Raw genomic sequence first — 12,747 nt, forward strand, 5'->3', positions numbered from 1 at the left:
ATGACTTCCCACCGTGGGGAATCCAGGAGGAGCCGGCGCAGTGCTGAGCGTGGCCGGACTGAAAGATGACAACCCGATGGTGAGCCGCTGTCGCCCGGGCTCGCACCTGATGGAACGATGTTTCCTCTCAGGTCGGCGCGGGGTCCACCTCGGCCCGCGGGGTGGAGAGCCTCGAGCCGTCAGGTCAGCGCCTCAGTCCGCGGACATCGCCACGCCGGGCGACACCTTCGAGGCCCGGCGCGCGGGCAGCCAACTGGCCAGCGCCACCACGGTGAGCAGGAGCACCGGCACCGCCAGGAAGGTCAGCGGGTCCGTCGCGCTCACGTCGTACAGCATGCCCTCCAGCACCTGGGACATCGCCAGCGCCAGCAGCAATCCCACACCCAGGCCCACCGCGCACATCCGCAGCGCCTGCTTCATCACCAGCCGCACCACGTCCGCCGGCATCGCTCCCAGCGCCAGCCGGATGCCCAGCTCCCGCCTGCGCTGCGCCACGCTGTACGCCATCAACCCGTAGATACCCAGCGACGCCAGCGCCACCGCCGACACCGCGAAGGCCAGGAGCAACACCCGCTGGAAGTTCCGGTCCGCCACCGAGCGCTCCAGGTTCGCCTCCAGCGTCGTGGGCTTGCGCATCGACAACTGCGAGTCGAGCTGCGCCATCTCCGCCTTCACCGCCGCCGCCACGCTCTCCATCGGCAGGCGGCTGCGCACCATCAGCGTCGTCCCCGGCCACGGCGTCTGCCCCAGCGGCGCGTAGAGCTCCGGCTCCGCCGGACTGTCCAGCGCCCGCCCTCGCACGTCTCCCACCACCCCCACCACCTCGCGCTCCACCTTGTCGCCGTAACCAATCATGACCCGCTTGCCGAGCACCTCCTCCCCAGGGAAGAAGCGCCGCGCGAAGGACTCGTTCACCACCACCACCGGCGGCGACGTCAACGTGTCCTGAGTCGTGAAGTCCCGGCCCCGCTTCAGCTGAATCCCCAGCGTCGCGAAGGCCCCGTCGCTCATCGCCCGGTAGCTCGTGTCCTGCTGCTCGCCCGGTGCCGTGGGCCGACCCGGGATGTCCATCGTCAGGCTGATGCCTCCGCCCGTCACCACGCCCGGCGTCACATGCGCCGCCGCCTCCACGCCCGCCTGCGCGCGCACCCGCTCCAGCAAGCGCGCGTAGAAGGTCGCCATCGTCTCGCCCGTGTAGCGCGCCGCCGGGAGGTTGTACCGCATCAGCGTCACGTTCTCGGACCGATAGCCCGGGTCCACCGCCGCCAGTCGCTGCGCGCTGCGCACCAACAACCCCGCCCCCACCAGCAACACCAACGCGAGCGCCACCTGCGTGGACACCAGCACGGCGCGCCAGCGCAACGCGGACTTGCTAGCGCTCGTGCCACGTGTGCTCTGGAGCAGACCGCCGAGGCTCGCCTTCACCGCCGTGCCCAGCGGCGCCAACCCGCACAACAACGCCACCGCGAGCACCAACCCCGCCGTATACACGAGCGCCAGTCCGTCCACGCTCACCGTCTGCACCTGCTGCACGGACTCGGGCAGGAGCGCGCTCAGCGCATCCGTGCCCCAGGTTCCCAACAGCAATCCCAACACTCCGCCCGTGACGGCCAGCAACGAGCCCTCCGCCAACAACTGCCGCGCCAACGCGAGCCGACCCGCTCCCAGCGCCGTGCGCACCGCGAACTCCTGCTGCCGAGCCAGCGCGCGCGCCAGCAGCAACTGCGCCACGTTGACGCAGGCGATGAGCAGCAACAACGACACCGCACCCAGAAGCAGCAGCGCGGGACGGCGCGTGTCCTGGGACAGCCGCGCCTGCAAGCCCATCACCGTCGCGCTCGTGCGCTGGTTGGAGTCCGGATACGCCTGCGTCAGCGCCGCCATCACCGAGCGAGCCTCCGCGTTCGCCTGCTCCACCGTCGCTCCGGGCGCCAGCCGCGCCATGCCCACGAGCAGGTGCGTGCCTCGGCTGTCCCAGTTGTCACGGATGAAGTCCTGCGAGGCCAGCGAGGCCCAGAGCCCCAGCGGCTCGCTGGCGCCCTCCCTCGGAAAGTCGAACCCCTGCGGCATCACCCCGACGACCTGGTAGGCGTTTCCCTCCATCTCCACCATGCGCTCCAGGACGCGCGGGTCCGCCCCGAAGCGGCGCTTCCACAGCCCGTGCGAAATCACCACCGCGCGTGCGCCGTTGGGTAGGAACTCCTCGTCGATGAGCACCCGACCGAGCAGGGGCTTCACCCCCGCCACGCGGAAGAAGTCCTCCGACACCGCCGCGGCCTCCACCCGCTCGGGCTCCAGGTTCGGACCGGTGAGCGTGACGCCATTGACGTCGAAGGCCACGAAGCCGTCGAAGGACTTAACCTTCTGGCGCAGGTCCTCCGCGTCGAGCCGCGACAGGCCCGTGTTCCGGTCCGTCCGCTGCGTATCCTGCCCCCACACCGACAGCAGCTTGTCCGCTCCAGGGAGGGGAAGCGGGCGCAGCAGGAGCGCGCTCACCACGCTGAAGAGCATGGTGTTCGCGCCGATGCCGAGCGCCAGCGCCAGCACCGTCGCCAGCGTGAAGCCGGGGCTGCGACGCAGCGAGCGGGCGCCGTGGCGCAGGTCCTGGATGAAAGAGGGCATGCTCCACCTCAAAGCCATTCGCGTGCCAACCCGACGCTCCGACTCAAGGGCGCGAAGTGACGACGTGCGTCGTCAGGGGAGCCTCGTCCACTGTGCGCTTGTGGGACGGCCGCGTTCGGAGGTGGCACGTCCGCCTCCAGGGAAAACGGCCTAGACGCGCAGGGGGGGTTCGATGAGCGCGGGCGGCGTGGCCTTCGCGTCATCCGGCTCGTACGCGGGCGCATGGGGACCGGCGTGGACCTGCTTCCACTTGCGAGGCACCCGCTCGATTCCCACCGGGTACACCAGGAGGTGCCCCGCTTCGTTGATGTGCAGGCGCAGGAAGTTCTTCCAGTCCGGCAGCGCCAGCGAGATGAACGCCTCGTTCGAGTGCGCCCCGAAGACGTTGACGCTCAGCCACAGGTAGAGCCCCATGACGAAGGGGCCGACCAGGAAGCCGCCCAGGAACGTCAGCCCCGAGGACATCAGGAACTTGCCCGCCAGGTGTGCCCAGCCCGCCGTGCAGTTGAGTCCGTCGGGCGTCAGCTCCGGACAGATGCCCAGCCCGCTCACCGCGATGTACGTCCCACCCCAGGCCACGAAGAAGGCCGCGAGGATGTGCCCCAGTCCGTGCAGCGTGCCCGCCAACCACCGCCACTTCCCGAATGCTGAATCCGCGAGGCCGATGAGCCCGCCGATGGTGCCCAGCCCCAGCACCATCGTCCAGGGACGGCTCACCATGCTGTTGGCCACCGCCATCACGACGTCGCCGAGCTGAGCGACGCCCAGCGAGCCCACCTCCGCGTACGCGGCCAGCGCGAGCAGCAGATACAGCGCCCCGGTCATCAAGCCGAACAGCGGGCTGTAGCGGATGAGGAACAGGTTCTTTCGCGCGAGCTTCCGCGAGGTGCGCTCGTCCGGGAAGCTCTTCTCCAGCTTGTACCCGTCGCGCAGCACGTGCGCCTTGGGCGCGTGCGTGGGGTGCAGGAACGCGCCGCCTCCGCCCGCCGTGATTTTCTGCCGGCCCGCGGCATCCTCGTGGCGCCGGTAGTGGTGCAGGTCTCCGGCGAGGAAGACGCTGATGCGCCGGCCGAGCACCTTCTCCTGGAGGTACTCCAGGTTGTTCTCCAGGTAGCTGCCCTTGCGTCGCTGCGTGGCCGCGAGAATCCACGCCGGCTCCGCGTTGCAGAGGATGACGCGGTCCTCCGGGCCCATGCTCTCCGCCACCTGCCGGAAGTACTCCACCTGCGGCACGTCGATGTCGCTGTTGAGCTGCACGTCCGTGCCGATGAGCCACCAGCGATGCGGCAGCTTCAGCGCGAAGTAGCTGCGGCTCTGCCGCGTGCGCCGTCCGGCAATCCACCGGTTCGCGCAGAACAGCCGCATGAAGGAAGACAGGCCGTCATACCAGTCGTGGTTGCCCGGGATGACGAACAGGTCCGGATTGGGCGCGACAGAGCGACGCATGGCCGCTTCGTACGGTTGTATCAGCCGCTCCTCGTAGGTCTCACGGCTGGCGCCGGGGTAGACGCCGTCGCCGCCAGAGACGAGCACGCGTCCACGCTTCGTGTCGTATTCACCCGCCCTGGGTTGTCCTCGCACGGTCAGCTTCAGCTCCGGCAGGGCCAGCAGTCGCGCCACCGTGTACGTGGAGTCCCAGCCGTCTCCCGTGTCCGCGACGTAGTCGAGCCAGAAGTCGCCGTCGGGCAGCGTCTCCTGCGAGTAGTCGAAGTAGGGCTCCTGCGGACGCACCACCGCTTCGATGAGGCGATGGTCCGCGCGCGCGCCGAACACGGCCGCCACGAGCGCATCCAGGCCCGTGCGCAACAGCTGGGCCGGGTGCAGCCAGCGCACCATGCCCGCGTGCCGCCGAGGCTTCGTCGCCGTGCCGCTGTCGGAGATGAGCGCGGCTTCGTTTCTCGACTCCACCAGGTGAGGACGCTCACCCGTCGTCACCTTCGCGGACTGTGTCGCGGGTGCCTCGCCGTCCTTGCGCGCCGCCGCCCCGTCCCGCTCACTTGCCATGGGGGATGTTCTCCCTCGGGCCCTGGGTGAAGCGCTGCTCGGGGCCGGGGCCGGCGTAGACCTGCACGGCCTTGAAGGGCGCGCCCGGAGAGACGACGCGTGCCGAGTGCTTCGCTCCCACGGGGATGTAGACCGCGTCGCCCTTGCTCACGCGCATCGTCTGCCCCGACACCGTCATGTCCGCGGCGCCTTCCTCGATGTAGAGAATCTCGACGCTCGTGTCGTGCGTGTGTTCGGGGACCTCGCCTCCGGGCTGGAGCTCCAGCAGCGTCAGCGAGGCGGCGGTGGCGCCCGTGCCCTCGTTGAGGAACAGCGTCGCGCGGCCCTTGCCTCCCGCGATGATGTGACGCGGGGCCTCGGCGGTGGTGACGCGGTGTCGCACGGGCTTCGCGCCCGGCGCGGCGGTGGGGCTCGAGGCGTGAGCGCTTCGCGTGTCGGCGGGTGGCGTGGGCTTCGCGCCTGGCGCGGCGGTGGGGCTCGAGGCGTGAGCGCTTCGCGTGTCGGCGGGCGGCGTGGGCTTCGCGCCCGGCGCGGCGGTGGCTCGCGATGTGTCGACAGTCGGACGGGGCGAACTCACACCGGGCGATGTCTGGGGCGCGGGCTCGCCGGCCCAGGTTGGAGTGGCGATACCGAGCCCCATGAGGGCCAGCGCGGAGATCTGGAGTCGTGGACTCATCGTGTCGCTGGATTATCACGGCCACGGCCCCTGACTGGAGAGCAGGCAGGCGGTGTTCTTCGTTCCCTCATGGCCTCGACTGGGGCACCCTGCCCGACATGGCGGACCTCACCTCCCAGGACTTCCCCGTTGCCGTCCCCTTCACCCTGCACTGGAGTGAGATGGACGCGTTCGGCCACGCCAACAATGCTCGGACCTTCACGTGGTTCGAGTCCGCCCGCATCTCCTACCTCGTGCGCATCGGAATGACGGGCCCGTCGGGCACGGGAGAGACCCGGGCCCCGGGCGGCGTGGGCCCCATCCTCAAGGCCACCCAGGCAGAATACGTGCGCCCCGTCGTCTTCCCGGCGCGCCTCGTGGCCTGCGCTCGCGTCTCCCGCATCGGCACGACGTCCGTCACGCTGGAGCACGCCGTGTTCGGCGAGGAGGACGGTGTGCTCTACACGAAGGGCACCGCCGTCATCGTCACCCTGAACTACGTCACCAACGACACCGTGCCCGTGCCCGCGCACCTGCGCGCCGCCATCGAGGCCGTGGAGGGACGGTCGTTCGGGACATGAGACCTCCGGAGCGACTCACTCCAAGACGGGACTTGTGCTCACGGAGCCCGTGCGCATGAGTGACTCCGTGCTCGGGTTCTACGAGGGGCTGGCGGAGGAGTACCACCTGCTCTTCGTCAACTGGGCGCAGTCGGTGGAGCGGCAGGGCGCCGCGCTGGATGCGCTGCTGCGCCGCTGTGGCGAGCCTCCCCCTCGGCGCGTGCTGGACTGCGCGTGCGGCATCGGCACCCAGGCCCTGGGGCTCGCGGGCCGAGGCTACGTCGTCCATGCCACGGACTTGAGCCCCGCAGCCGTGGCTCGCGCCGAGCGCGAAGCGCGCGCCATGGGCATCACGCTGACCACGGGCGTCGCGGACATGCGGCATCTGGACACGCAGGTGTCAGGCACCTTCCACCTGGTGCTCGCCTTCGACAACGCCGTGCCGCACCTGCTCACCGACGAGGACCTGGATGCCGCGGCGCACGCGATGGCCTCCAAGCTGAAGCCGGGCGGCATGCTGGCGCTGAGCGTGCGCGACTACGACTTGTTGATGGCGCAGCAGCCGCGCTTCACCTCGGAGCGCGTGCTGGATGCCCCCGAGGGGCGCCGGATTCTGTTTCAGGTCTGGGACTGGGCCGCCGACGGCCGCACGTACAAGGTGCACCAGTTCATCCTCCGTCCCGAGGGCGCGGGCTGGCAGGCGACGGAGCACACCGGCGTCTACCGGGCCCTCCAGCGCGTGGAGGTGGAGCGCGCGCTGACCCGGGCGGGGTTGATGGATACACGCTGGTACTCGCCCGAGGAGACCGGCTTCCACCAGCCCATCCTCACCGCGCGCAGGCCGTGAGGTTCAGCCTCCGCCGCGCTTCACGTCCGCCGGAGCATTGGGGTGGCGCGTGAGCAACATGCGCAACTGAGGCTGGCGGCGCACCGCCTCCTGTTTCAACAGGTGCGCGATGAGGGGCGGTGGCGCCGCGCTCCAGCGGGCGATGTTCTGGATGAGCATCGGTGAGCGATACGTGCGCCCGCACAAGAGCGACGCCGTCTTGCCGTCCACGGACATGCCGATGAGCGACGCGAGTGCTCGGCCTTCCGTGTTGAGGATGAGCTCCACCTTCTCCTCGGCGGGGCCGGTGGTGAAGCGTTGACGGAGGACCTCGCGTGAAGAGCGCCGCGTTCCCTCTGGTACGTCGCGGTCGATGGTCACCTTGTACAGCTCCATCAGTCGCCGCGAGCTCCACAGGCGCCGGAAGAGTCCCGAGGGCAGCTGCGGATTGCGCACCAGCCACCGGCGCACGCCCGTGTCCGCCGTGAAGGCCGCGCGGCCACAGAGCGCCTCCAGTCCCACGGGGTTGCGGTGGTTGCGCGCGATGAGCCGCGCATGCGCGAGCCCAACACGAGAGTTCTCCAGCACCGCCTTGACGACGGAAGGCAGCGGGTCGAAGCACAGCGCGGACAGCTCCGGGTCCTCACACGCGCGAGCCAGCGCCACGCGTTGATCCTCCGTTTGCGGATGCAACCGCGTCTCGAAGAGCTGGCGGAAGTTGCCCAGCGCGACTTCAGGCACGTCCTCCGTGTCCTCTTCCGGAGCCTCGCCGTCAGGGGCTCCGGACTCCGAGGAGTCGGGCTCCTCCGCCTCCTGGGGCAGCAGGTCGAGCATCGGCAGCTCCTCGTCGTCCGGCGACGAGGCTTCCGTGGCGGGTGCGGCGAGCGGCTCGTAGCCCGGGCTCACCGTGGAGGGCGAGGCGGTGCGTGGTACGGGCGCCGAGCCGCCGGAGAAGGCCGTGACAACAGGGCCTCCCGCAGAGGCTCCACCTGGGGGCATCGTGGCCAGGGGCCTCGCGGTGCCGGGGAGGGGCGACGTGGGGCTCGCGGTGGGACTCCTCGCGGCGGCGGGCGCTGCTTGCTGCGCGGCGGGGAGCAGCGCGCCTTGCGACACCAGTCGAGTGAGGATGCCCTGGAGTCGTTCGGGCGGCAGACCGGTGAGGGCGGGCAGATTCCGCGCGGCGGTCGCTCCATCCAGCCGCGAGAGCACGAAGCCTTCTTCCGCGCTGAGCACCAGGGAGCGCAGGTCCACCTGGGGGTTCGGCTTGGGAATCCAATCCGTCATCAGCTCCGAGTCTCCCACGACCCGTGTACGAGGTGGAGAGGGCCCGTCTCGCGATGCATGACGAGCGGAAAACTGTGGAGCGACGGCATGCGCCAGGGGCGACGAGGGGGCGAGAAGCCGTCCCAAGAGGCCGCGAGCCCTCATACGAGAGGTACTGGTTTTCCTGCTTTTTCTAGTGCTGTCCCTGGCGCTAGAACTTCAGGAGAACGCCCGGACGTCCACGGCGGCACCCTCTGGTGGGCGGGGCACCAGGAGCACGACATGTCGAGATTCGCGGGAGTGCTGTTCGTCGCCGTCATCGCCATCTGTCCGTTGCGGGCACGGGCCCAGCAATGTCCCGAGGTGGCGGGGGCCACCATGTCCACCACGCTGGCGCTCTTCAAGACGATTCAAGAGGACCGGGCGAAGGTGTGCGCCGTCGTCGGTGAGAAGCCGCTCCCGGAGCGCTTCCTCAAGGAGGCGTCGGCCTGCTTCGACAAGCACCTGATGCCGTGTGCCCAGTCGACGGTGAAGGGGTTCCTGCCGCTCCTCGACAAGTGCATCCAGGGCCAGAACCTCTTCAGCGACACGGGCATGTGCTCGCGCTGGGACGCGGCGATGACGTGCATGGATACGGAGATCCGCGACAGGAGCAGCTCCGCCACGATGGCGATGATGAAGCACCTGGGCCTGGTCCAGAGCAAGACCCAGAAGTTCGAGGCGTGCTTCCGCGCCGCCGCGAAGAAGGTGAAGAAGTAGCCCCGGGCTCGGAGTCCGGTCGTCCCCGGCGGGGGAGGGGGCCCACCTGTCGGGAAATGCGCACCAGGGGGCCGCTTGCCCGCTCGCTGGCCATGCCCTCGGGGGCCGTCGAGGGCCCTGATTTCACGCTCCGACCTGGAGCGGGTTGACGGGATGCCCCTGCCTGGACACAACTTCACTCCATGCCCAAGCCCCTCCAGACCTATGGCGAGTTCTGGCCGTTCTACTTGCGCGAGCACTCACTGCCCGTGACTCGACGGTTCCACTTCGTGGGCACCAGTCTGGGACTGGCCACGGGCGTGGCGGCCATCGTCACCGGACGCGGGGCCCTGGTGCCGGCCGCCCTGGTCGCCGCCTACGGCTTCGCGTGGTTCAGCCACTTCTTCATCGAGCGCAACAAGCCCGCGAGCTTCAAGTACCCGCTCTGGTCCTTCATCTCCGACTTCCGGATGGCGGGGCTGATGGCGGTGGGGCAGCTCGACGCCCACATGGAGCGGGCCTTCGCCAACGGCGAGCAGGGGACGGGGGCCAACAGCCTCACGCCCGCGCAGCAGGCGCAGCCCCAGGCTCCCGCGCAGCAGGCGCGCTGAGTCATTCGCAGGGCCCTTGGGATGGGACTGGCGCGGTGGCCTGGAGGTCGCCGCCCGCCCGTTTCGTGGACCGAGCGCCGGGTAGGCCGCCGCCCCGCACACGAAGCGCGGGCGCCCCACCCGAGTTGCGCTAGATTGGCCGCACCGCTTCAACGCCCCCCTACCAAAGAGTCGCATCGACCCATGGGACGCATTTTCGAGACGCGCAAGGCCACGATGATGGCCCGCTGGAACAAGATGGCGAAGGTGTTCACGCGGATCAGCAAGGACATCGCCATCTCGGTGAAGTCCGGTGGGCCCAATCCGGACACGAACTCCACGCTGCGCCGGGTCCTCCAGAATGCCCGTGCGGCCAACATGCCGAAGGACAAGGTCGAGGCCGCCATCAAGCGCGCCAGCGGCCAGACGGCGACGCAGTACGAAATCGTCCTCTACGAGGGCTACGCGCCCCACGGCATCGCGCTGCTGGTGGAGACCGCCACGGACAACGTCGTGCGCACCGTGGCCAACGTGCGCATGCGCTTCAACAAGTACTCCGGGAACATGGGCAACGCGGGCAGCGTCGCGTTCATGTTCAAGCGGATGGGCGTCTTCCGCCTCAACCCGGAGGGGCTCAACCAGGACGAACTGGAGCTGGAGCTCATCGACCACGGCCTCCAGGAGTTGGGCGAGGGCACGGGTGAGAAGGGCGAGAAGCAGCTCATCATCCGGTGCGACTTCTCCGACTTCGGCAAGCTGCAGACGGCGATTGAAGCCAAGGGCCTGACGCCCATCTCGGCGGACTCCGAGTACATCGCGGAGAACCTCATCGAGCTGCCCGAGGACAAGGCCAACGAGGTCCTCGAGTTGGTGGACTCGCTGGAGCAGGACGACGACGTGCAGCGCGTCTTCCACAACCTGGGTTGAGTGGTCCGTGGGCCCGGGAGGGAGTGGGCGCTCGTCACGAGCGTCCCCGTCTCCGGGCCTGTGTTGGGCCTGCTCCAGCAGTTCGTCCCAACTTCTGGAGGCGCCCGTGCTTGTTCCTCGGAACCCACATTGGAAACGGGCGCTCCTGCTCCTGGCCACAGCCTCGCTCCTGGCTTGTGCTGGGAGTGCACACCAGGCGGCGTCCAAGGACTTGCGGTTCGATACGGAGACCGCCGCGCGCATTCGCCATGCTTCCGCGGTGGCGAGACAGGGAGCGCGCGTGCTCGCTCCCACGGCCACGCACGCATCATCCTCCATCCTTGCTGGGCTGGTCCCGTTCCTGGTGACGCTGCTAGGAAATGACAACGCAGTGGACGAACTCGAGGAGCAACTTGTCGAATGTGCTCATCAGGCCGAGCGCCTGGTGAACCTGGAGTTCTTTGGTCATCGGGCTCCGACAAGGCAGGAGTGTGGTGAGGAAGTGGAAGTGGATGGCTGCGGCGAACGCATCACCCGGGCCATGCTCCTGGGGCAACGCAAGCATGCGCTGGCGCTTCGATGTGCGAAGCAGGTGCTGGAGCAGCGCTGGCCCGCGCCATTCAGCATCGAGCAGAGATATCGCTTCTATCCCCATGCCCGGCTGCTGGAGACCGTCAGCAAGGAGGAGGAGGCTCGGCTTGTCTCACAAGGGTGTACTCGCGAGCTGTGGCGCACCATCAAGCCGGACCTCGTCCTGCATTCCGACTCGAACCTGCTGCGGTCCGCGCTCACGTTGGACTTCAAGTTCCCTTGTCCCGACACGAATGAACCCCGATGGACACGCTATGGGGAGAAGAGCGCCTATGCCGGCTCCAACCAGGGACGCATCTACCAGGAAGCTCTGCAGGGAGAGGCGGTCATGGTCTCGCCTCGATGGGGTATGACTCGATGAGGGAAGCGCTTCCGGTCATCCGTGTGACGAATGCGAGCGGGGACCTGGTGGTTCGCGAGGGGCTCGTCCTCTGCTTCTTCATGCGCCATTCTCATCGGGACGTGGCCGCCGGGGTGTGGCGCGCGCTGGAGCACTATCGGCGAGCGATTCCTCCCCAGGCCTTGGGTTGGTATGGCGCGGATGATGGGGACACCCTGCCGCTGGATGAGGCGGGCTGGAAGCACATCCGCGAGCAGATGGTCGAGCGTGCCTGGGGAATCGAATGGCTCGTCGAACTGTCCGAGTTCGAAAGCGGTGCAGGGGGCTACCACTTCGAGTACGACGGCCGGAAGCTCGATGCGCCGCTCTTCGACCAGGATGACGGCGCCACGAGCGGCATCTGTTTCTCGTTCCCCACCGAGTACCTCCTGTCACATGGCCCAGGTCACTTCCGTGCCCTGGCCCTCGACATCGCGCGTGAGCTGCCATTCAGCTTTGGCTATGCCAGCCTCGCGCTCAACTGCCGCCCGGGAGCCTGGTTCTCCGTGCGGAGGCAGCTCCTGGACACCCTGAGTCGCTATCTCGGGCTGGACATCCATCACATGGGAGAGACGAGCAGGCACATTGGCACCAAGGCTCGTGGCGCCTACTGGCTGACGTTTCTGGGCGAGCCGTTGCTCGCGCAGCTCGGAGGGCTTGAGTCCCTCCAGCAGCGGCTCGGAATGCCAGAGCTGTCCTTCCAGAGGATGGCGTCCGAACGCGTGCTGCTGACCTTGGGCGAGTGGCCTGATGCCATCGATACGGAGACTCAGTCCGTCCCGGTCCAGTACCGGGAGCTGGCGCGTGTTCTCGAACCCTTCCTCGGCGAAGAGAAATCCAGTTGGCCCCCGTTCGATACGGCGATGTGGCACCGCTGGCTTCGCAGACTGTGCCCCTGACTCGCTCATCGTCGGGCCTTGGCGTGGCCGCTCACTTCACGTCGTAGACCTTGTGCAGCGGGGCTCCGTCGCGGTGCAGGTCCACCTCCAGCCGGCGGGCGGTCTTCAAGAGCGCGTACGTCTCCAGCGCCTTCTCTGGCGTGTCGAGTGAGATTCCATTGACGCGCTGGATGACGTCGCCGTTCTGGAAGCCAAGCTTGTCGTAGAGCGAGCCCTCGCGAATGGAGAAGAGCTTGAAGCCCTGCGCCTTGCCATCCTTGAAGGCGGGGACGATGCGGGCCTGCATCGCCATCTCCGAGTGCCGGGGCTGCAACGTGTCGACGAGCGGGTCCTTGCTGGTGATTTCGTAGGCGTTCTCGCCCACGCTTCGGATGTCCACGCTCGAGTCGGAATCGTCGAGCGGGGGCTTGGTGAAGAGATGGAACGTGCGTGCTGCGACCAGTGCTCCCGCGAGGATGAGCGCGCCAGAGAGGAACCACGCGTACCGCCGGAAAGTCTTGTGCTTCATCGTGTCCTGCCTCCTCCCCCGTGAAGGGTGAAGGAGACAAGAGCAAGCTCGATGCCAGGGACGTGCGCGTGTCTGTCTTCACTCGGGGCCGCGTCGCGCCGGGGCGGGCCCGCGTTGTCTTGCGGGCCTGGCGAAGACCCCTCCTGTCACGCGTCGCGGATTCACGGGTGACAGGGTGTCGTGACAGGTTGTCACGCGACGCGATG

At 68.4% G+C, this 12,747-nt stretch carries 12 protein-coding genes; 7 read left to right on the forward strand and 5 right to left on the reverse strand.

Translation table 11 applies throughout. From position 1 onward, the window contains the following. Positions 1 to 192 precede the first annotated feature (192 nt). From HUA74_RS06365 to HUA74_RS06375, 3 genes are all read right to left on the reverse strand, one after another. Positions 193 to 2,622 (reverse strand): ABC transporter permease, encoded by a 2,430-nt coding sequence (locus HUA74_RS06365; RefSeq protein WP_174453822.1) that lies wholly within the window; start codon positions 2,620 to 2,622, stop codon positions 193 to 195. 150 nt (positions 2,623 to 2,772) lie between these two features. After that, positions 2,773 to 4,458 (reverse strand): metallophosphoesterase, encoded by a 1,686-nt coding sequence (locus HUA74_RS06370; RefSeq protein ID WP_254624987.1) that lies wholly within the window; start codon positions 4,456 to 4,458, stop codon positions 2,773 to 2,775. Positions 4,459 to 4,615: 157 nt separating this feature from the next. Next, positions 4,616 to 5,302 carry a cupin domain-containing protein gene (locus HUA74_RS06375; RefSeq protein ID WP_174453824.1) on the reverse strand — a complete coding sequence of 229 codons (687 nt, stop codon included), beginning with the start codon at positions 5,300 to 5,302 and terminating at the stop codon, positions 4,616 to 4,618. 98 nt (positions 5,303 to 5,400) lie between these two features. On the opposite strand from HUA74_RS06375, the gene HUA74_RS06380 reads away from it, so the two are divergent. Both HUA74_RS06380 and HUA74_RS06385 read left to right on the forward strand, forming a co-directional pair. After that, on the forward strand, positions 5,401 to 5,862 hold the full coding sequence (locus tag HUA74_RS06380; RefSeq protein WP_174453825.1) for a thioesterase family protein: 462 nt from the start codon (positions 5,401 to 5,403) through the stop codon (positions 5,860 to 5,862). A 55-nt stretch (positions 5,863 to 5,917) separates the two neighbouring features. Beyond that, positions 5,918 to 6,688, forward strand: a complete 771-nt coding sequence (locus tag HUA74_RS06385) for a bifunctional 2-polyprenyl-6-hydroxyphenol methylase/3-demethylubiquinol 3-O-methyltransferase UbiG (protein ID WP_141640394.1) — start codon at positions 5,918 to 5,920, stop codon at positions 6,686 to 6,688. Positions 6,689 to 6,691: 3 nt separating this feature from the next. Here HUA74_RS06385 and HUA74_RS06390 read toward each other — a convergent pair whose 3' ends face one another. Beyond that, entirely contained in the window at positions 6,692 to 7,951 is a 1,260-nt protein-coding gene (locus HUA74_RS06390; RefSeq protein WP_174453826.1) for a hypothetical protein, read from the reverse strand. A 261-nt stretch (positions 7,952 to 8,212) separates the two neighbouring features. Here HUA74_RS06390 and HUA74_RS06395 point away from each other — a divergent pair, with 261 nt between their 5' ends. From HUA74_RS06395 to HUA74_RS06415, 5 genes are all read left to right on the forward strand, one after another. After that, the gene (locus HUA74_RS06395) at positions 8,213 to 8,689 is read left to right on the forward strand and encodes a hypothetical protein (protein ID WP_141640396.1); all 477 of its coding nucleotides are present in this window, start codon (positions 8,213 to 8,215) and stop codon (positions 8,687 to 8,689) included. Positions 8,690 to 8,871: 182 nt separating this feature from the next. Further along, positions 8,872 to 9,279, forward strand: coding sequence for a DUF962 domain-containing protein (locus HUA74_RS06400; protein WP_141640397.1), 408 nt, complete (start codon positions 8,872 to 8,874; stop codon positions 9,277 to 9,279). Positions 9,280 to 9,462: 183 nt separating this feature from the next. After that, positions 9,463 to 10,185: a YebC/PmpR family DNA-binding transcriptional regulator gene (locus HUA74_RS06405; RefSeq protein ID WP_174453827.1), complete on the forward strand. Its 723-nt coding sequence runs from the start codon at positions 9,463 to 9,465 to the stop codon at positions 10,183 to 10,185. Between the two features lie 280 nt (positions 10,186 to 10,465). Then, complete coding sequence (locus HUA74_RS06410) at positions 10,466 to 11,116, forward strand: hypothetical protein (protein ID WP_371817202.1); 651 nt, start codon at positions 10,466 to 10,468, stop codon at positions 11,114 to 11,116. Then, positions 11,113 to 12,033, forward strand: coding sequence for a type VI immunity family protein (locus HUA74_RS06415; RefSeq protein ID WP_254624185.1), 921 nt, complete (start codon positions 11,113 to 11,115; stop codon positions 12,031 to 12,033). Before HUA74_RS06410 ends, HUA74_RS06415 begins: the two co-directional genes overlap by 4 nt. A 31-nt stretch (positions 12,034 to 12,064) precedes the next feature. On the opposite strand, the gene HUA74_RS46585 is transcribed toward HUA74_RS06415, so the two are convergent. Beyond that, positions 12,065 to 12,541, reverse strand: a complete 477-nt coding sequence (locus HUA74_RS46585) for a hypothetical protein (RefSeq protein WP_174453829.1) — start codon at positions 12,539 to 12,541, stop codon at positions 12,065 to 12,067. Positions 12,542 to 12,747 lie beyond the last annotated feature (206 nt).

The sequence above is a fragment of the Myxococcus sp. CA051A genome, assembly GCF_013336705.1.
Taxonomy (GTDB): Bacteria; Myxococcota; Myxococcia; order Myxococcales; family Myxococcaceae; genus Myxococcus; species Myxococcus llanfairpwllgwyngyllgogerychwyrndrobwllllantysiliogogogochensis.

Coding starts and splice junctions, on each gene's coding strand:
- HUA74_RS06365 (WP_174453822.1), bottom strand. CDS start 2,622: ATGCCCTCTTTCATCCAGGACCTGCGCCACGGCGCCCGCTCGCTGCGT.
- HUA74_RS06370 (WP_254624987.1), bottom strand. CDS start 4,458: ATGGTGCGCTGGCTGCACCCGGCCCAGCTGTTGCGCACGGGCCTGGAT.
- HUA74_RS06375 (WP_174453824.1), bottom strand. CDS start 5,302: ATGAGTCCACGACTCCAGATCTCCGCGCTGGCCCTCATGGGGCTCGGT.
- HUA74_RS06380 (WP_174453825.1), top strand. CDS start 5,401: ATGGCGGACCTCACCTCCCAGGACTTCCCCGTTGCCGTCCCCTTCACC.
- HUA74_RS06385 (WP_141640394.1), top strand. CDS start 5,918: ATGAGTGACTCCGTGCTCGGGTTCTACGAGGGGCTGGCGGAGGAGTAC.
- HUA74_RS06390 (WP_174453826.1), bottom strand. CDS start 7,951: ATGACGGATTGGATTCCCAAGCCGAACCCCCAGGTGGACCTGCGCTCC.
- HUA74_RS06395 (WP_141640396.1), top strand. CDS start 8,213: ATGTCGAGATTCGCGGGAGTGCTGTTCGTCGCCGTCATCGCCATCTGT.
- HUA74_RS06400 (WP_141640397.1), top strand. CDS start 8,872: ATGCCCAAGCCCCTCCAGACCTATGGCGAGTTCTGGCCGTTCTACTTG.
- HUA74_RS06405 (WP_174453827.1), top strand. CDS start 9,463: ATGGGACGCATTTTCGAGACGCGCAAGGCCACGATGATGGCCCGCTGG.
- HUA74_RS06415 (WP_254624185.1), top strand. CDS start 11,113: ATGAGGGAAGCGCTTCCGGTCATCCGTGTGACGAATGCGAGCGGGGAC.
- HUA74_RS46585 (WP_174453829.1), bottom strand. CDS start 12,541: ATGAAGCACAAGACTTTCCGGCGGTACGCGTGGTTCCTCTCTGGCGCG.